The sequence below is a fragment of the Flavobacterium sp. GSP6 genome (genome assembly GCF_003984855.1).
Taxonomy (GTDB): domain Bacteria; phylum Bacteroidota; class Bacteroidia; order Flavobacteriales; family Flavobacteriaceae; genus Flavobacterium.
Genome location: NZ_RYDO01000014.1, coordinates 16,208 through 35,978, shown reverse-complemented (window position 1 = coordinate 35,978; position 19,771 = coordinate 16,208). Strand labels below are relative to the sequence as shown.

The 19,771-nt window shown below is 34.2% G+C and carries 18 protein-coding genes; 12 read left to right on the top strand and 6 right to left on the bottom strand.

The genetic code is table 11. From position 1 onward, the window contains the following. Nucleotides 1-498: 498 nt before the first annotated feature. The 6 genes from EKM03_RS12700 to EKM03_RS12675 all read right to left on the bottom strand — a co-directional run bounded on the left by EKM03_RS12700 (nt 499) and on the right by EKM03_RS12675 (nt 5,373). Entirely contained in the window at nt 499-1,941 is a 1,443-nt protein-coding gene (locus EKM03_RS12700; RefSeq protein ID WP_126740533.1) for a DUF3570 domain-containing protein, read from the bottom strand. 43 nt (nt 1,942-1,984) lie between these two features. Continuing rightward, the gene (locus EKM03_RS12695; RefSeq protein WP_126451655.1) at nt 1,985-2,197 is read right to left on the bottom strand and encodes a DUF4266 domain-containing protein; all 213 of its coding nucleotides are present in this window, start codon (nt 2,195-2,197) and stop codon (nt 1,985-1,987) included. Between the two features lie 15 nt (nt 2,198-2,212). Continuing rightward, nucleotides 2,213-3,196: an FAD:protein FMN transferase gene (locus EKM03_RS12690; protein ID WP_126563691.1), complete on the bottom strand. Its 984-nt coding sequence runs from the start codon at nt 3,194-3,196 to the stop codon at nt 2,213-2,215. Continuing rightward, entirely contained in the window at nt 3,196-3,630 is a 435-nt protein-coding gene (locus EKM03_RS12685) for a thioredoxin family protein (protein ID WP_126514963.1), read from the bottom strand. Before EKM03_RS12685 ends, EKM03_RS12690 begins: the two co-directional genes overlap by 1 nt. Before the next feature lie 250 nt (nt 3,631-3,880). Beyond that, a complete protein-coding gene (locus tag EKM03_RS12680; protein ID WP_126740532.1) occupies nt 3,881-4,324 on the bottom strand; it encodes a ubiquinol-cytochrome c reductase iron-sulfur subunit in 444 nt (147 codons plus the stop codon). 368 nt (nt 4,325-4,692) lie between these two features. Beyond that, nucleotides 4,693-5,373, bottom strand: a complete 681-nt coding sequence (locus tag EKM03_RS12675) for a GNAT family N-acetyltransferase (protein ID WP_126740530.1) — start codon at nt 5,371-5,373, stop codon at nt 4,693-4,695. A 440-nt stretch (nt 5,374-5,813) separates the two neighbouring features. Between EKM03_RS12675 and EKM03_RS12670 the strand changes: the two genes are divergently transcribed. The 12 genes from EKM03_RS12670 (at nt 5,814) to EKM03_RS12615 (ending at nt 19,734) form a co-directional block, all read left to right on the top strand. Next, entirely contained in the window at nt 5,814-6,701 is an 888-nt protein-coding gene (locus EKM03_RS12670; RefSeq protein ID WP_126576154.1) for a helix-turn-helix transcriptional regulator, read from the top strand. Between the two features lie 282 nt (nt 6,702-6,983). Beyond that, nucleotides 6,984-7,550, top strand: coding sequence for a 6-phospho-3-hexuloisomerase (gene hxlB, locus EKM03_RS12665; protein ID WP_126740528.1), 567 nt, complete (start codon nt 6,984-6,986; stop codon nt 7,548-7,550). 41 nt (nt 7,551-7,591) lie between these two features. Then, on the top strand, nt 7,592-8,233 hold the full coding sequence (gene hxlA / locus EKM03_RS12660; protein ID WP_126459269.1) for a 3-hexulose-6-phosphate synthase: 642 nt from the start codon (nt 7,592-7,594) through the stop codon (nt 8,231-8,233). A 77-nt stretch (nt 8,234-8,310) separates the two neighbouring features. Further along, the gene (gndA, locus tag EKM03_RS12655; protein WP_126740526.1) at nt 8,311-9,717 is read left to right on the top strand and encodes an NADP-dependent phosphogluconate dehydrogenase; all 1,407 of its coding nucleotides are present in this window, start codon (nt 8,311-8,313) and stop codon (nt 9,715-9,717) included. 17 nt (nt 9,718-9,734) lie between these two features. Beyond that, on the top strand, nt 9,735-11,345 hold the full coding sequence (gene zwf, locus EKM03_RS12650; protein ID WP_126740524.1) for a glucose-6-phosphate dehydrogenase: 1,611 nt from the start codon (nt 9,735-9,737) through the stop codon (nt 11,343-11,345). Then, nucleotides 11,329-12,048: a 6-phosphogluconolactonase gene (gene pgl, locus EKM03_RS12645; protein WP_126740521.1), complete on the top strand. Its 720-nt coding sequence runs from the start codon at nt 11,329-11,331 to the stop codon at nt 12,046-12,048. The genes zwf and pgl overlap by 17 nt, the downstream gene beginning before the upstream one ends. Nucleotides 12,049-13,085: 1,037 nt before the next feature. Then, entirely contained in the window at nt 13,086-13,847 is a 762-nt protein-coding gene (locus tag EKM03_RS12640; protein WP_126553428.1) for a LytTR family DNA-binding domain-containing protein, read from the top strand. Nucleotides 13,848-13,931: 84 nt separating this feature from the next. Further along, the gene (locus EKM03_RS12635) at nt 13,932-14,342 is read left to right on the top strand and encodes a response regulator (RefSeq protein ID WP_126459254.1); all 411 of its coding nucleotides are present in this window, start codon (nt 13,932-13,934) and stop codon (nt 14,340-14,342) included. 480 nt (nt 14,343-14,822) lie between these two features. Beyond that, complete coding sequence (locus tag EKM03_RS12630) at nt 14,823-15,362, top strand: DUF4402 domain-containing protein (protein ID WP_126553430.1); 540 nt, start codon at nt 14,823-14,825, stop codon at nt 15,360-15,362. A gap of 104 nt (nt 15,363-15,466) precedes the next feature. Then, complete coding sequence (locus tag EKM03_RS12625; protein ID WP_126563684.1) at nt 15,467-16,333, top strand: molecular chaperone; 867 nt, start codon at nt 15,467-15,469, stop codon at nt 16,331-16,333. A gap of 302 nt (nt 16,334-16,635) precedes the next feature. Continuing rightward, entirely contained in the window at nt 16,636-17,112 is a 477-nt protein-coding gene (locus EKM03_RS12620; RefSeq protein ID WP_126561507.1) for a hypothetical protein, read from the top strand. 120 nt (nt 17,113-17,232) lie between these two features. Further along, entirely contained in the window at nt 17,233-19,734 is a 2,502-nt protein-coding gene (locus EKM03_RS12615) for a hypothetical protein (protein WP_126740519.1), read from the top strand. Nucleotides 19,735-19,771 lie beyond the last annotated feature (37 nt).

The window sequence follows — 19,771 nt, the reverse complement described above, 5'->3', positions numbered from 1 at the left end:
TGATGCAATTGATTTGTAAACATTTTTGTCTGCTTTATTTTAAATCTTTTGCAAATATACGAGTTAAATTCTTTAGAAAGCAATTTTTATTTTAACTTAAATACTAATTTTTGTTAAATGAATATTATTCTTGTTTTTTATTATATTCTTTTTTCACAGCTGTATTCTCATTCACGGGTGCAGAAACAGCGTTGTCTTCACTAATTTCTGTATGACGAATTTCATCCCCAGAATTCCCTACTTTTATTGACAAAAATTGACACTATCACAAACAAAATATACGCCGTATTTTTTAACGAATCTTTCTTTAAAAACACTCCAGCTATCAAAATTCCAATTCCGAAAAAGGTTCCGATAATTAGAATTTTGTTTTCAACCATTTACAAATGAGTGTAATATGTATTTTGGTCTTGATTCCGTTTTCGGTCTCTGAATAAAAATAGTGCAGTTGAAAAGAATTAATATATGCATCTTTATTATTTTTTGTAAATTTAGGGTTTATTGCATTACAAATTTGAAAGCAATGGTAGCAATATTAGCCGTCAAATTATCACTTCGTTTGTAATGATTGAATCTAAAATCAATATTTTTTAAGCCAAATTTCCAAATTTTCCCTGCAGAAAAAATATCTGTATAATTAACGCCAAAACCGTATTGATTCGCATCAAATGTGGCTAAATCAGCATCTGAAGTATAAAATTTTTCTGTTGACAAATGCGTTTCATAAGGCGCATAATATTTAGAACCCGCTTGTGTATAATAGCGGTACATGGGAAAAACAGTAAACTTATCGGACAATTTCACAGGAAGTTCAATACTGGCGGTATGCGATTGTAAATCCCAATTATCTGAATAAAAACGATAATAAGTTCGTAATATAAATCTGTCATTGATGTAATAATTCAAACGCGCTCCAACGGGAAGTTTAAACCGTGAATCCGGTAATCTTTCGATATCATCTGCTAATTTGTAAACTCCGGTGTTGCTTGGACTTTCGTAATTGCTTATGTATTGCGCTTGTCCAATGTAAAAATTGGCTTTGTCTGCAAAATAAATTCGGTGGTAAGGAGAAGACAATAATCCTTGTTGTTGCAATACATCAAAGAAAACGGAAACTTGTAATTTCTTAGTCAAAACCTGAGAAAACCCTACAGAAGCTGAAAATGAATTTCTGTTAACAGTAGTAACCTGTTTAAATGCAGACGGCAAGTAATCTGTTGAGGATACACCGTTCTGATCCAAAACTGATACACCAAAAAAATAGCCTTGATTTAAAAAATTTGAACCATACAATGAATATTCGTGCAGCTCCGTTGGATATATAGGTCTCCATTGATCTATATATGCATTTACTTTCAAACTCAATTCTGTATTTTTTTCATTAAAAAGACCAGTGATTCCACCACCAAAACCAACAGAATTGTAATCATATTCATTTGAAAAAGAAACATCTGTATTCCAAATAAAATTCCTGGAATCGCTACTATGACTGTAATTAGCAACAACGGATACTAACTCATCACTTCTTGAAGCACCAGATGAAGCTTGCCAAGGCGTTCCACTGGGTCCCGTAGCCGCCGCTTTACTGCCTGCTGTTGGATCATTAGCGCCTCTGCTGCCAGAAGCACCCGTAGAATTAAATGGATTTATATTACTGGACGAAGCTGATGAATAGGCTGATATTCCTAAATCAATAGTCAAGACATCATCCTCATTCAACGGCATTGCCACCACAATATTAGAAGCGACATCTGTTAGTTTCTCTGAACCAATACCCCCAGAAACAGCTGATCTTGATCCATCTTGCTCGTAATAACTCGCTAGAAAGTCCACTTCTGTACTTTCTAACACTCTTTTTTTAAAAACGGGTTCTTTACTATTTTCTTGAGAAAAAGCAGTTACAGTGATTAAAATAAAAAGAGATAAAATTTTTATTTTCATTTTCTAATGGATTGGAATTTACAATCTGAATTGTTGCTTTAAATTAATTGCACCCGCAACCGCCACCTGATTTTCCACCATTGGCTCCGCCAGCAGCTTCACGATATACTTGAAAAGACGTTTCATACCGTTCCGCTGTTCGGGCAGAAAGCTTCATATCAGGATCAGTTATTTTCTCTTTTTCGTATTCTTTTATGGAACTGCACGATTGCAAAATCAAAAGTGTAAAAAATACAAAGGCTATTTTATGTTTCATGAGTGCATTTTGTTATTAATTATATTTTTTGATATCAATTCCATTTGAAGAGTGAATTTTGCCTTTATCGTCAACAATAATACATTCAATACCTTTAATTTGATTTACTAGATCCAAGCCTACTTCTACTCCAAGTACAAAAATTCCTGTGGCCAACGCATCAGCGATTTCAGTCTGCTTGGAAAAAACAGATACACTGACCACACCATTTGCCGGATACCCCGTTCTGGGATCAATAATATGCGAATAACGAATACCGTTAAAAATCACATATTTTTCATAACTGCCGGAAGTTTCCACCGCACTGTCTTCTATCGGGAACGTGGCAAAAATTTTATTCTTGTTCAAAGGGTTTACTATTCCTACAGTCCAAGGTTTTCCGTCCGGTTGTTTCCCCCAGGCATTAATATCTCCCGAAACGTTTATAATTCCGGAAAGACAGCCTTTAGAAAACAATAAATCTTTTACTTTATCAGCAATATAGCCTTGTCCAATGCCGCCCAAACCTAATTTCATTCCTTCTAATTTTAGAAAAATAGTCTGTTCTTTCTGGTTTAGAATAATATTTTTATACCCAATTTTCGCGACTGATTTTTTTATGGCTTCATCGGTTGGCATTACTTTCATGGAACCATCAAATTTCCATATTTTGTCCATGGAAGCATACGAAATATCAAAAGCACCATTGGTAATTTGGGAGATTTTAATGGCTCTTTCGACCAATTCAAAAACTTCAGCATCCACTTTTACCGGCTGTATTCCTGCATTGCGATTGATTTCGGAGATTTGCGTTGTTGGAATCCAATCGGAGATTAAATACTCAATTCGTTTTACTTCAGCGACAGCCAAATCAATATATTCGTTGGCCTTAATAGTATCACTTGCAACAGCGGTAACCTCAAAAGGACTCCCTAACATAAACAACTTTCTCTTATGCGTAATTTGCGAAGTCGCTAATGCCGTTGTGAATATAAAACTGAGTACGAGTATTTTTTTCATTATTTCTCAAAGGAATGAATGATTTGAATGTATTCTTGCGGAGTCACATTTTTGTAACCAGTAATTCCTAATACGGTCCCTGTTTTATCCAGTAACAGCACTAAAGGAAAATTACCAGATTTGTTGTACCGCTCAGCTAATTTTTTATTGCTAGCTGTTAAATTAGCAGCCAGTAAATTTGCTTTTTTCTTAGGAAAATCAGCTTTGTATATGACCCATTTTTGTTCTGCCTCATTTTTAAAATCTTCTGACTTCCAGATTGTATTTTCTAGTTTAATACAAGGCGCACACCAATCAGATCCTGAAAACACAAGAAGGATATTTTTGTTTTCTTTGATTGCTTGTGTTTTTGCATCATTAAAATCAGATTCCCAATTTTGAGAATAACCAAATGTTCCTAAGAAAAGAAACAAAATCAGCGTGTATTTTTTCATTTTAGGGTTGTTTTTATTTCTATAAAAGTATTTGTTTTCCCTAAACAACAATTTAGCAGAGAACAAAATTAAGACAGAATTAATTTAACAATAAGAGACTTAAGTAATAACCATGGTATAATGTCGTATTTTAAAATCAGGATAAAATCATGTAAAAATCTGATTTAAAGCTGTTTTACTTAAAGTTAATTCTTTTGACTTTACGACTTTTAAACTTTCGACTTACTTATAGCTCTTTGTTTTAATTTTATTACACAAAAACAGTCAGTGCTGTTCCTGCTAATGAAGTCTTGTACTCTTTTAAATTAGACGCTGCAGGCCCAATTGTAACTACTCCCTTACTGGTAAATTGAGAATTATGTCTTGGACAAACAAATTTGTTACCTGCTTCATCATAATTAACAATAACTCCCTCATGAGGGCATGCAGCAGAGACTGCTAGAAAATCACCTGCGTTGGTTCTAGCGATAATTATTCCTTGGGTTACTAAAAAACCTCCGTTTTTAGCTAAAGTCCCCATGCTTACATCAACTGTGAAATTTGAACTTGCTGAAGGTGTCGGGGTGGTGGTACCTGATGAACCTGAATTTGTATCATCAGAGCTACAACTCACGGCCATGCCAGCAATACAAGCAGGTAGTAAAACTGTTGCTGCTCCAAATCCTACTCTGGAAAAAAATTCTTTTCTAGTCATAATTATTGATATTAGTTTCTAATAATAATAGTTACGTAAAAAACTCAAGTTTAGTTTTTTATTGAAAAATATTGTTTTAAGTACTTAGTTTTTAGTCCTTTTTTAATAAACTACCTCGAAGCAAAGTCCCAGAGGTAATAACTAAATAACTGCCACAGATTCCCAGATTTTTAAAAATCTTTTTAATCCTTACAATCTGTGGCAAAAAATCTTTTTAATAATTGCGACAATATATCTTTCTTACTACTTCTAATCATTTAAAAAAAACTCTTTTATGATGATTTTTTTAAGTTATTGTTGCCCAGATTTTGAGTTGGACTCAGCTAGTGCGTTTTCAGGATTTACAAAATTGTTCTCAATCCACAAGTTTACCTGGTAATATACCAAAAACTAATTTTTTGCCTGATTGTAAAACCCAGTTTTTGATAGAGTGTTATGGCTGTGCTATTGTCTTCAATTACATGTAAATAAGGTATTTTATTTTGGTTAAAAATTTCATTTACTGTATGGGCAACTAATTGTTTGGCGTATCCTTTTCCGGTATGATTGGGATGTGTTACTACTGCGCTGACTTCGATAAAATCATTCATTTGCATGCGCTCACCACTCACGGCAACAAGTTTATTGTTTTTGAAAATACCATAATAATTGCCTAATAAAGCGGTTTTCTTTTTAAAATACCCTGGTTGCACCAAATTTACCAACGCATATAAAGCATCAATATGTTCGTCAGTCAGTTGTATGATTCGATCATTAATTAGAATGTCGATTGGATTGTAAACAATCATTTGAAGGCAAACCAATTCTTTATTAATCTTCAATAGATTTGAAAGTTCTGGTTTTTCTCCAACAATAAAGAAATTATCAACCATTGCAGCATATTTATAGATAGACTTAGCAATAGCATCGCTTTTTTCAAAACCACCAAACGGGCAATAATCCGGCGGATAGAATTTTATATTGCCAAAATTCATTGCAAAATTTTGATGCGTTTCTAATAACGAAAACCAAACTGGATTATCTAAATTTTTATCGTTTTGTGTTTTCATAATAATTTAGTTTTTGAAAGTTGATCATCAATTTTACGTACTTTTTCATCCGTTAAAATTAAGGTATTTATGTTTTACTCTTTTTGCGGGTAATGTTAGTTCCTTCAATATAAAAATTAAAATTCATTATTAGTGCTCTAAGAACCGTACTGAATCTAGTTTTGAGCCTAATTTCAAGCTGAATCAATATCTTAAGATAAGAAAAGAGTATATTTGTCCTTGATCTTTAATGTTTAAAATTACTGACACTACCTTTTATAATTAAAATCCCTTGATTATTAAGCTATTATTGAAAAGCTACTAATAAAAATTGTATTAAAGAAGTGTTTTAAATTTAATAAATTAGGTTTACAAGCATCATTTAAAATGACTCTATAATAAACTTGATGCATTAAAGTCGTTTATTAGAGCGCACTCGGCACTTATATAAAAAATATCCTATGTACTTAGAGAGGTTTGAGATTAAAAAAAACATTCAAAAAACGGATGATAAAAATTTGTCTTTCCGGGTTTTTGACCTTGGGACAGCAAGTGCTGAAGATTATTTGAAACCACATAAAAAAGATCATTTTTGTATCATACTTGTGGAATCAGGAAGTATTAAAGTACATATCGAAGACAAAATTCATTTATTAAATTCAGGAAAAATTTCTATTCTGTTTCCGGATCAAATCCACTTTTTGTCAAATTTGTCAACTGATTTATCTGGCAAAATTATATTATTTGAAGAAGTATTGTTCTGTTCAGATATATTGAAAAATGAGCTCAGTGCCTATAATGTAAACTTATCGGCCCACCTTAATTGTACCGCACTTTCTAGCCTAGAATTTGAACAAGTCCTACCTATTATAAAGAACATACAGGATATTTATAATGCCCCTAGCCTAGTTAAAAAAGAGCAGGCCCGTTTTTATATCAAAATCTTCCTTTTGGGACTCATTGAATCAATCCATGGCCAACATCCTGTTTTACATCAGGACACTCAAGGTCCTGACCAGAATACCTATATAGCCTTTAAAAAACTTTTGAACCATCAATATAAAATGGAGCGCACTGTACAATACTATGCCTTAAAACTGGCTATCAGCACTAAAAAGTTAAATGCACTAAATAAAAAATATTCTGGCGAAACCGCAATAAATGCAATCCACAACCGGATCCTTACCGAAATTAAAAGACAATTACTGTTTACGGATCGCTCTCACAAAGAAATCGCATTTGACCTTGGGTTTAGCTCTCCATCAGCTCTTAATAAATTTGTAAGAGCTAAGCTAAAGGAAACGCCAACGGACCTTCAGAATGGCCTGGCGCAAATTTATACCGCATAGTCTTGTATATATAACATCCCTCCTTTCCTTCTGATCTATCTTTGCATCAGTAATTAATACTATTCAAAATAGAGATTAATTACTGTTGCAAAAAATCGATTACAGCTTTATTATTCTATTTAATTCTGAATAGAAAAAATTAAAATTATAAAGGCATCCTGTAATTTCAATCACGCAATACCTCACACACTCGAAAAAAAATCGATCAAAATTACCCAATTTCATTGGTGTACTAATTTGAATGATAGTAGGAGCGTATCGCTTATTTAAAAATAAAACAAAATGAATAGTAACACTTTGACAAACAAAAATCTGCATGTTATTTTGGAGGAAAACCTAAAATTAGCAAATGAGATTAATCCTCAAGAGATAAAGGTTTTGGTTAACGAAATTAAAGTAGCCAAACGAATTTTTGTAATGGCAGCAGGGAGAAGCGGACTTGCATTAAAAATGGCAGCCATGAGATTTATGCATTTAGGCTATACGGTATTCATAGTAGGAGAAACGAATACACCCGCCATTCTTGAAGGTGATTTGTTACTGCTAGCATCAGGATCCGGCACTACTTCTTCAGTACTCTCATCAGCGGTGAAAGCGAAGGCTCAAAAAGCAACAGTTATTGCGCTGACTGCCGATGCAGAAAGTAAATTAGCAGAAGTGGCAGACCATATCATATTCATAAAAGCGGCAACAAAAACTGACTTTGGGACTTCGGTCTCCGAGCAGTATGCAGGCAGCCTTTTTGAACAGTTTATATTATTTATCCTGGAGAGCGTTTTTATGTCGCTTTGGCAAGAATCAAAGTTGACCAAAGAAGACCTATGGCCCAAACACGCCAACCTGGAATAACGATTTTTTTAATATTATTAATTTTTTTAAACATTTTAGACATGACAAAATTACAAGTCGCAATTGATTTACTTACTACAGAAGCAGCATTAGAACTAGCACACAAAGTAGCACCTTACGTAGATATTATAGAATTAGGTACTCCGCTTATTAAATCGGAAGGACTTAGTGTGGTAACAGCAATGAAAACTGCTTTCCCTGACAAATTAATTTTTGCAGACATGAAAATTGCAGATACCGGTTTTCTAGAAGCTGAGATTGCATTTAAAGCTGGAGCAGATCTAGTAACCGTTATGGGTGCTGTAGATGATGCAACTGTAAAAGGCGCGGTAGAAGCTGCAGCAAAATATGGTAAAAAAGTAGTAGTTGATACTATTGGAGTTAAAGATAGAGTACAAAGAGCAAAAGAAGTAACTGCTTTTGGAGTTGCTTTTGTTGAACTACACGCTGGTCTTGACGAACAAACATTAGCAGGATATTCTGTACAAACACTGATTAGTGAAGGTAAACTAGCAAAAGTTCCTTTCTCTGTAGCAGGTGGTGTGAATATTAGTACAATAAAGGATGTTGTAGCTGCTGGTGCAGATGTAGCTGTTGCTGGTGGTGCCATTTATGGTGCTGAAGATCCGGCTGCTGCGGCAAAAGCATTAAAAGAAGCTATAAATAGTGTTACTGTAGCCTAATAATTGATTAATTTTGGCTGGACTTTATAAATAAAGTCCAGCCTTTTTTTTTCTAATAATAAATTTACATACTAATTATGAATACATTCGATTTTGGTATAGTGGGCCTAGGAGTTATGGGGCGTAATCTACTTTTAAATATGGCCGACCAAGGTTATGCTGTAGCTGGCTTAGACTTAGATGATGATAAAGTTCTTTCTCTCACAGAAGAAGCGAATTCCCAACACCGAATTAAAGCCACAACAGCCGTCGAAGATTTTGTTGCACTTATCAGACAGCCAAGAGCTATCCTGATATTAGTACCAGCAGGAAAACCTGTTGATGCTGTCATTCAAAACCTACTGCCCCACCTGGATAAAGGAGATATTCTTATCGACGGCGGAAATACATATTTTACTGATACTGACCGTAGATATACAGAATTATCGGCCAAGGGAATCCACTTCTTTGGAATGGGAATCTCAGGAGGCGAAAAAGGAGCCCGTTTTGGCCCTAGCCTTATGCCCGGAGGTAATAAAGAAGCCTATGAAAGGCTACGTCCTATTTTTGAATCCATTGCTGCTAAAGTAAATGGAGAACCTTGCGTAGAATACTTAGGCAACGGATCTGCAGGAAACTACGTGAAAATGGCGCATAACGGAATTGAATATGGGATTATGCAGCTTATTTCAGAGGCATACGATCTTATGAAACGCGGATACGAACTAGACGACACTACAATTCAAAAAGTATTTGAAGACTGGAATAACACCGAACTCGAATCCTACCTGATTGAAATAACAGGACACATCCTGAAGAAAAAAGATACCGACGGCCAGATATTAATAAATCTAATCTCCGACTGGGCTAAATCCAAAGGAACAGGAAAATGGACTTCTCAAAATGCCATGGACTTAGAAGTTCCCCTTTCAACCGTAGATGCTGCCGTTGCAATGAGGGAAATGTCTAAAAATAAACCGGAAAGAATTGAGGCTTCCTCAAAATTAATTTGGAATGCAGAACAAACCAATACTGACTTGCCTGCAGCCATAGAAACACTTAAAGGGGCTTTATATTTTTCCATATTAATTACTTATGCCCAAGGATTAGCCTTGCTAACAAAAGCTTCAAAAGAATATAATTACGAATTGAACTTGGAGACAATCGCTAAAATTTGGCGTGGTGGATGTATTATTCGTTCGGTAGTATTGGAAGATTTCCGAAAGGCTTACGCCAAAAATAGTGAACTGAAAAACATACTGCTCGATGATAGCATAGCAAAGACCTTAAATGAGAATCAATCCAGCATAAGGAATACCGTTCAATTTGCCGTTCAAAAAGGGATACCTATTGCCGGTCTAATGAACTCCTTAGCGTATTTTGATGCTTATCGATCAGAAAACCTTCCTACTAATCTGATACAGGCATTACGCGACTACTTCGGGGCTCATACTTATGAGCGTACTGATACTAACGGTATATTTCACACCGAGTGGAATGACTAAATTTTAAATGGAACATAATGGATAATCTCAATACTATAAACCCAACCATCATTCTTGTTTTTGGGGCTACCGGTGACTTAGCTAAAAGAAAGCTTTTCCCCGCTTTTTATAATCTTTATCTTGATGGTCGTATGCCGGAAAAGTTTGAGATCATTGCCTTAGGAAGGGCCGAAAACAGTGATGCGCATTACCGAAACCATGTCAGTGAAAACCTAAATGAGTTTTCGAGAAATAAAATAGCCTCCGAAAAAGAGTTCGAACAATTTGCTTCTCATATTTCTTATTTGCAAAATGATATCGACAAAGAAGAATCATACGTGTTGATGAAACAAAAGTTGGACGCCATAGATGTGTCTTTTGGGGTACGTGCCAACCGACTTTTTTACCTCTCAATAGCACCTTCTTTCATTGAAACCATATCTAATAATATTAAGAAATTAGATCTTGCCGCGAATCCGGAACAGGATCGTATTATTATTGAAAAACCGTTTGGTTATGATAAAAGTTCTGCCGAGCTCTTAAATAAGCTATTGGCAAAAACCTTCGAAGAGGAACAAATCTACCGCATAGACCACTATTTAGGCAAGGAAACTGTACAGAACATCCTAGCTTTCCGCTTTGGAAATTCAATGTTTGAGCCGCTCTGGAACCGTAACTTTATTGATTCGGTACAGATTACGGTTGCCGAAGAAGTGGGTGTTGAAGACCGTGGTGGTTTTTACGAAGGTGCCGGAGCATTAAGGGATATGATACAAAATCACCTGATGCAAATTTTAACGATGGTTGCCATGGAAGCCCCCACTTCCTTACAAGCTGATGAGGTCAGAAACCGTAAAGCTGACGTTTTAAAAGCAATACGCCGTATAACTCCTGATGAAGTAGAACACTACACAGTGAGAGGCCAGTACGAAAAAGCTTCGATAAAAGGAAAACCGATAGCTGGATACCTGCAAGAAAAAGGGGTGAAGGATAATTCCATCACAGAAACATTTGTAGCAATGAAATTTTATTTGGATAACTGGCGTTGGCAAGGTGTTCCCTTTTACGTTCGAACAGGTAAAAGAATGAAGGAAAAACAATCCTCTATCGTTATACAATTCAAACCGGTACCCCATTCTACTTTTTCTTTTGGAAAAGAAGGAATGATGCCAAACCGATTAATCATAAACATTCAGCCCGCAATGGATATTAGGCTGCAGTTTATGACTAAAAAACAAGGCTTGTCTCTTTCGTTAAAACCAGCTGAAATGGTTTTTGACTATTTTTCATGCTCTACCCAAGCAACCGAAGCCTATGAAACCCTTTTATTAGATGCTTTACAGGGAGATCCAACTTTATTCATGCGCTCCGATCAGGTCGAAGAAGCCTGGGATGTGGTAACATCCATTCAGGATGCTTGGGAAAACGATAAATTTTCAAGTCTACACAAATACGAAGCTGGAAGCTGGGGTCCTGAAGCGGCAAATGAATTACTTGCTCGTCAGGGACATTCTTGGGCATCAAATACACTAGATGCCGAAGAAGAAAAGCTACGAAAGAAAGCAGAGAAAGCGGACAAGGCAGAAAAAGATAAGAAAGCAGTACAAACAAAACAAGTAGAAGTAGCAGCTGATGGTAAGAATTTTTAATACTAAGGAAGACATAACAAGCCAGGCTGCCAATATATTTGTAGCTGCTGCAGAAAAAGCAATACAGAAACGCGGTCGCTTTGTCGTAGCGCTTACCGGCGGTTCCTCACCTGTAGCTATCTATGCCCTTTTGGCAACAGCTTCCTACAAGACAAAAATAGATTGGGAAAAGATTTTTATTTTTTGGGGTGACGAACGCTGGGTACCGCTTGATGATGTACTTAGCAATGCAAAAATGGCTAACGATACGCTACTAAGTCTTGTAAATATACCAAAAAACAATATATTTCCAATGTATAGAGAAGGTGTTACTCCTGAGGATTACGCGTTGGAATATGAAAAATCTATTAAAAATATAACAGGCGAGGACGGACAATTTGACCTTATTTTATTAGGAATGGGCGATGATGGCCATACTGCTTCTCTTTTTCCAGGGCAAGCCGTATTGCAAGAACAGGATAAGTGGGTAGGAGCTTATTATCTTGAGTCTCAAACTATGTTTCGAATAACTCTAACTGCACCTCTTATTAATAGAGCGAAGCAGATTGTAGTAGTGACTTTTGGAGAAAATAAAGCCTATGCCTTAAACGAAGTTTTATATGGAGCGTATAATCCCGAAAAATATCCTATGCAATTAATTAAACCATCGGATGGCGAATTATTGTTCTTGACCGATAAAGCTGCTACAAGTAAGGAAAAATAATTTAGTGCTAAATTACATTGCATTATTAAGTTAGCGGTCTTGTTTAATTATCTTTAGCTTACCACAATGCAAAAATATTTTTTTAATTTTATGACTATCCGTTACTAATACCATTTCGTTTTATTTTGTCATTTCGACGGACGAGAAATCACATCAGTTGCTCTCGTTATGTGATTTCTCCCTTTGGTCGAAATAACAAAAGAGCTAAATTTCATTTGTAAAATGTAGTTTGGTACAGGTAACGGATAACCATATTTAATTTTATGTCTTTCTGTAATTACTCCTATTAAAAGAAAACTGGCACGGATTCCCGGGTTATACATAGATTTTTTAAAATGGAAAAGCGTGAAATCTGTAGTAAAAAAATATACTTTAGGTATCAGATAAACATATATATATTTAAAATATGTTTATCGGCTTATTCATCATTATATTTTTAGTTTTGAACCAAACAAAACACTTCAATAAAAAGCCAAATTCAAAATCCATTTTTCATTCAAATTGTTTATTTTTTGAGAAGGATGGTGTAGCGCTCTTACACGGTTAGATAAAATAAAATAATCTCAGATCATAACTAACTTACTCTACTGTTAGGACTCTAAGGAAAATATATACTTTAAAATTTTTTTTTATCAAAAATAAACACTAACTTTCTTAAAATCAATAAAATATATAATTCTAAAATTACCATTAAAAGTATCAAAAGACTACTATTTGATTGTAAATTCTCAATCCTTTTACAATAAAAAATAGGAAATTCCATTGTGTTAGTGGAAACACCAAATTAAATTAACTAAAAGATACCCTTTTTAGCAAAAACACACTGTTTAACAACACTTAATACAGGAAACGTAACGATTATTACTTTTGTTTTTATTTAAAGAACTGCTGAGTGCTATTGCTGTTTATTGTTTTATTTTCGATACACAAAAATATTATTTTATTTTTTTTATAACATTCTAAAAATGAACACTGTAGATTAATATCTAATGGTATTCATCAGTTTTAAAGATCAATTACCCCTTAAGTCCACACCTATGATACCTATTAATGCCGTAATTATTACGAAAGAAAAAGACACTTTACAAATTATTAAAAAATTTGAAAAAGAAAACTTTATAATTCTTAAAATAGTAAACGAAACGAGCTCTATAATTGAAGGAATCAATAGTATACAATTACAAAAACCAGATCTCGTATTTTTAGATATTTCCTTTACAGATGATACTTTTTTTGATATGCTCAATGAATTAGAACAGAGTATTCCTAAACTGGTATTCATTTCTGCCGATAAACAAAATGCTGTAATCGCATTTAAACAAAATGCGATTGATTTTATTTTAAAACCTGTCGATTTTAATTCTCTTCTTTTAGCTGTATACAAAGCTATTAAAAGAATTAAAATGGAGCGATCCTATCAAAATCAGGTAATCAAGGCACTTGAGCTATTAAACTCATTAAATCAGCCAAACGACTATGTTGCGGTTTCCTCCTTGGATAAAATTGAACTCATTCCTATGTCGGAAATAATTTACTGTAAGGCCGAAGGAAGGTGCACTACTTTTTTTCTACAAAATGGTAAAAAAATCGTATCGAGTAAAAATTTAGGAGAATACAGTACAATTCTCGATCCCAACTATTTTTTTAGAATTCACCACTCGTATATTATTAATCTGCGTCACATAGTGAAAATTTCTAAAAAAGAAGGCTATTTCTGCGAATTTCCTAATGGTGTACTTTTAGCTGTTGCCAAAAGACGGCAAGATGATTTTAATAAATTTATTAAACTTAAAGAATAACAATTTCACACAAAATTATAGGAGTTCTTTTTCGTTGTAAACTAATAAATATTTCCTGTATGACTGCACTTAAATACTAAAACCATGAAAACCGAGTTGAAAGCAAAATTCGAAAAAGTGCTATTAATTGATGATAATCCAATTGAACGCTACATTAATTCTCGAATAATTCTCCATAATAATTTTGGAAAAAAGGTTGTCGAGTTTTCACTTGCAAGGGAAGCACTGATATATTTAGAAGAAAATCAAGAAAGACATGGTCAGCTGCCTGAGATAATTTTTATAGATTTATATATGCCCCATTTTTCGGGTTTTGAATTTCTGGAAGCTTATGATAAATTTCCGCTTACTTTAAAAAATAAGGTTAAAGTATTTATTGTTTCAAACACGATTGATAATCATGATATTATTCGTGTTTGCAGGGACCCAAATGTAGTTTCCTTTCAGCAAAAACCTATTACACAAGAATTTCTGGATCGAATTATACTCAAATGATGCTAATTTTGAAACGTTTAAAAACAACTTGTTTTAAACCGCAAAGACACTCTTTTTTAATTTTCGAAACTAGTTCCATTCGTTTATAAATTATCTTTTTAAACCTTTTAAGAAAATACAATAAATGAACGCATAACTGTAGCAATAATACATTTTTATAAGAATTTTAATTATTAAAAATTCAAGTCCTTTTAGTTAATTTTAACTTTTTAATGTTTTTTTAAAGCCTTTAAAAAGCATGAACACAATAAAAACCAAGATTTTATTAAATTTTTATCAAATAATTCTTACTTCGGCTCCTTTTCACTTATGACTTAGTAGCCATCATTTATTACTTCTCGTTTTACATATATTAACGGACTAAATACATTTGCTCCGGAATTGGCACTTTTGCTAATACAAAACAAATTATTTAAACTGATTAAGGACCAGAGCAAAACCTGCACTTGCTTCTTAATTTTAACCCCAAATTATTTTACAATGAAAAAAATTACATCACTTTTATCTATTATGGCTTTGACTGCTGTGTTTAGTACAAGTGCTTTGGCACAAAATGCACCATCTTCAGTAAATTCAACTGGTACCACTACAACTATTGTAGCTCCAATTCAAATTACTACTTCGACCGCATTAAATTTTGGTTCCTTTGCAACTTTATCTACTGAAGGGGGTACACTTGTTATGACTCCTGCAGCTGTTAGATCATCTACTGGAGGAGTTAAATTGACTTCTGCTACTGGATCTCCTGCTGCTGCTGCATTTGCAGTATCAGGTGAAGGAGCTTATGCTTATACAATTACATTGCCTACTAGTGCTCTTGAACTTACAACTGCAGCTACAGGTACAGGATTAAAAACTATGTCAGTTGCTTCTTTTGTAAGTTCAATTGGAACTTCCGGAACTTTAACTGCTGGATCACAAGCCTTTACTGTTGGAGCTACGTTAACCGTTGGACTTGCACAAGTGGTCGGTACCTATGTAAATTCGGGTGGTTTTGCTGTTACGGTAAATTACAACTAAATTGAATAAAAAGGGTGCTTAGAAATAAACACCCTTTTTAATTAAATTTTAAGGAGCTTAATTCATTAAATAGAAAAACAAAATACCACAAAATTAAAACCCTCATGACTAAAAAAAGTATTCTTATTCTGGTTCTTTTTTTAAATTTTTCATTTCCTTTACTGGCCCAAGGAGATTTAATGGTATTCCCAAAACGCATTGTCTTTGACGGAATTCAAAGCCGGGTACAAAATGTTAATTTATCCAATACCGGGAAAGATACTACAACCTACAGATTATCCTACAGTCAGATTAAAATGGATGAAGATGGTAAATTCAATACGATAGAAGAACCAGAAGAAAATCAAAATTTTGCCTCACCTTATCTCCGTTATTATCCCAGAACTATCACTCTGGCACCTAATGAATCGCAAACCGTAAAAATCCAACTCATCAAAACCAGCGAATTAAAAGAGGGTGAATACCGCTCTCATCTGTATTTTCGAGGTGTTCCTAAAACGAAACTTTTAGAAAACGAAACCACTGCAACAGATACGATCAAGCCAAAAAGTATAGACATTCAATTAACACCTGTTTATGGGATTTTAATCGCCAATATTATTACGATAGGACAAGCAAATACGGCAGTGACCTTATCTAATTTGGCATTGCTGCCATCACAGGATTTATACTTGGATATTCACCGCACAGGCAATCAATCTGCTTATGGGGAACTGAATGTCAATTATATTTATCCTGAGGGAATTAGTACTAATGTGGGACTAATAAAAGGCTTTGCAGTATATGCTCCTGGAAATTTGCGCAAAACCAAAATTAAACTCAATACTATTCCAGGTATTGATTACAGCAAGGGAAAATTACAGGTGATCTATTCTACCCCAAATCAAGAAACTACTTATGCTGAAGCCTTCCTTAATTTGTCAGACAACGAAGAATATTCACTTGAAACGGAAATTAATAGTAATAAATAAGAATCATCTGTTTGTTAATTTTGTTTGTTTTTTGAAAACATTACGATAAAAAATACAATACCAAAACATCAAAATATTTTCAGATAAATTACGCCGTGAAAGACATCGTTTTTTTTCTAAAACAAAGCATGATAATGAGATAAGTGCAATCGCAAAAGAATTATATTACAGATAAACCTTTTGATTTATATATTATTTAATAGAACAGAAAATTAATAATGCCAAAAATTCTTATAACAAGTATCGTTCTAATTATATTCATATTAGACTTAAAAGTACCTCTAGGAGTAGCAATAGCTGTTTTGTATATAATTCCTTTAGTTATTTCATATACTTTAGACAAAGATAAAATAATAAGGCTTGCCATAATATGCACTATTTTAACACTTATTGATACCATTGATTACTACCATATCGAAATGTATTATAGTGTTTTTACTAACAAATTCTTATCCATTCTTTCTATCTGGATATCGTGCTTTATTATTCTACGATACAAAGAAATCTTGTTACAAAAAGATACAGAAAAACAGAAATACCTAAAATCCATTACTGAAATGCTTTTTCAAGTTTCCCATCAAGTTCGAAGTCCTATTTCTAGAATGCAAGGTTTGACAAATCATATTGATTCTAAAGCTATATCAAAAGAAGAGTTAGAAAGTTTAAGTATCTATTTAAAAGATTCTGTTACTGAACTTGACATCTTCACAAGAACTTTGACAGCTAGTTTAGAAAAAATCCGAATTCAAAACACTACTGATCAAACAAATTCTAATTAATATTCATAGACGCAACTCAGGCAGTTCTCTAAAAAAATAATTCCCTTTAGCAAAAGTACTTGCTACTCTTCGTTCTTTATGACTAAATTGTACAACATCATATCTCTATTCCTTTTCTCCATGATAGCCTTTTCTGCTACTGCACAAGAGGAAGATTGCGATGAAGTTTTAGTGCTGCTTCAGGTAAAATACATTGGTGCCACCGAAATTTCCTCGGTAATATGCGGATCTAAAGTCTATCTTTCGGTATCCGAAGTTTTGGATTATATTAAAATACGAAATATACCCAATTCTAATTTTACTACTATTGAAGGTTTTTTTATTAATCAAAATAACACCTTCAAAATTGACCAAAACACCAACACCATTAGCTACAAAGAGGAAGTTTACACCCTGAAACCAAGCGATTTTATTCGTACCAAAACAAATTTATTTTTAAACGCTTCTTATTTCAATCAAATATTTGGGCTAGAAAATAATTTTAGCTTTAGGAGTTTATCCGTTGAAATGGTCTCAAAACTCGAACTTCCCGCCATTAGAGAAGCCCGATTGCTAGAAATGCGCGATAACATCAACAAAATGAAAATGGAATTTAAAGCGGACACAACTATCGTACGTGACAAACCACTACTTCATTTTGGAACAGCTAATTGGGCTGTTAATACCATACAACAATCTGAAGGAAGTCATTCAGAACGATTACTCCTCAATTTAGGCGGCATTGTAGCTGGAGGTGAATTGACCACTTTGCTAAATTACACCAGCAACCAACCCATAGTGGCCAAAAACCAGTTTTATCGATGGCGCTATGTGAACAATGAAAACAAATATATTAAGCAGTTCACTTTAGGAAAAATTTCAGCTCCTTCCAAAGCGACAATTTTGTTTCCCATTATCGGAGCTCAGATCACGAATGCCTCTACCCAAATCAGAAAATCTTTTGGCACGTATATCTTGAGCGATCATACCCAGGCCAATTGGACGGTGGAACTCTACATCAACAATGTATTAATCGATTATCTCCAGGCAGATGCCAACGGTTTCTTTTCGTTCAACGTTCCTTTAATGTACGGTCGTACCGAAGTTACACTCCGATATTATGGACCTTGGGGCGAAGAGCAGTTATTTAGCAATCAATTTGTAGTTCCTGCTCTTTTCCTTCCAAAAAAGGAGGTAGAATACACGATGAGTTCTGGGATTATTGAGGATGGCAGAGGCAGTATTTTTACCAGTGCAAAAGTAAATTATGGACTTTCTAATCACGTCACTTTGGGAGGTGGAATAGAATATATTTCCTCTTTAGAATCGAATAAAAGTATTCCGTTTTTGAATTCATCCTTTCGACTCTCGTCTCAATTATTTCTTACGGCAAGCTATTATTCAAAAGTGCTGTATGATCTCAATTTGAATTATACGACACCCAAAAACCTTCGTTTTGACTTTGATTATAGTAAATACGATAAGAACCAACAAGCCGTTCGATTCAATTATTCCGAAATGCGGAAAGCAAGTATTTCCATGCCACATCGCAGTTCTTTTTTTTCGGGAACTTCCCGATTTACCATTCAAGAAAACCTATTTAGTACCACTAAATTTACCACTTCTGAATTTTTACTCTCGGGAAATTCATTTGGATTTAATTTTAATTTTACCACCAATGCCTTTTTTACCAAAAACCAAAAACCATCGGTATACAGCAATATTTCTACCTCATTCCAACTTCCTAAAAGATTTGTCCTTGTTCCCCAATTGCGCTATGGATATGATGCCAATGCCATGACGACATTGCAAACACAATTGAGAAAGCCAATTTTTAAAAAAGGCTATATTCAAGCCTCTTTAGATTATAATTTTAAGAATCAAAACAGTAGTTTTCAAATTAGTTTTACACATAATTTCGATCATATCAATACTGGATTTTCAAGTGTTTTTTATAAAAATAGTGCTTCTTTTTCGCAATCTGCCAGCGGAAGCTTAATCTTTGAACCCCAAGCTAATTTTGTACGTTTTAATAACCAAATAAGTGTGGGCAGAGCGAGTGTAAAATTCGTTCCGTTTTTAGACATCAATGGAAATGGAAAAAAAGAGGCCAAAGAACCTCTGGTAAAAGGAGTCCAGATCATAGTAATGGGCGGTGACCGTCAGCTCGTTAATCCCGATGGAACCACCATTATAACCGGATTAGAACCCTATATTAATAATTATGTGGAACTTAATACCGCCAAAGTTAATTCTATTGCTTGGCGCATAAATAACAAAACTTTAAATTGTATACTAAATCCCAATCAATTAAAAATAATTGAAATTCCGGTTGTGGTTGTGGGAGAAGTTTCCGGAATGGTGTATCGAAAAGAAAATGAGCAACTTCTGGGAACTGGAGGCTTAAAAGTCGCTATCTATGATTTACACGATACATTAATCGCCAGTATTCTTTCGGAACCCGATGGTTATTTTAGTTATTTGGGTTTAAAATCGGGACAATATGTTGCGAAAATGGATTCACTTCAATTGGAAAATTTACAGATGAAGGCAAGTCCCTCCTACCAGAATTTTGAAATCGATAATGGTATCGATGGTGCTTTTGTAGATACTTTGGAATTTGTACTCGAAAAAACAAAATAAGTAGATCTACATAATCTTTACCGGCGTCATACGAGAA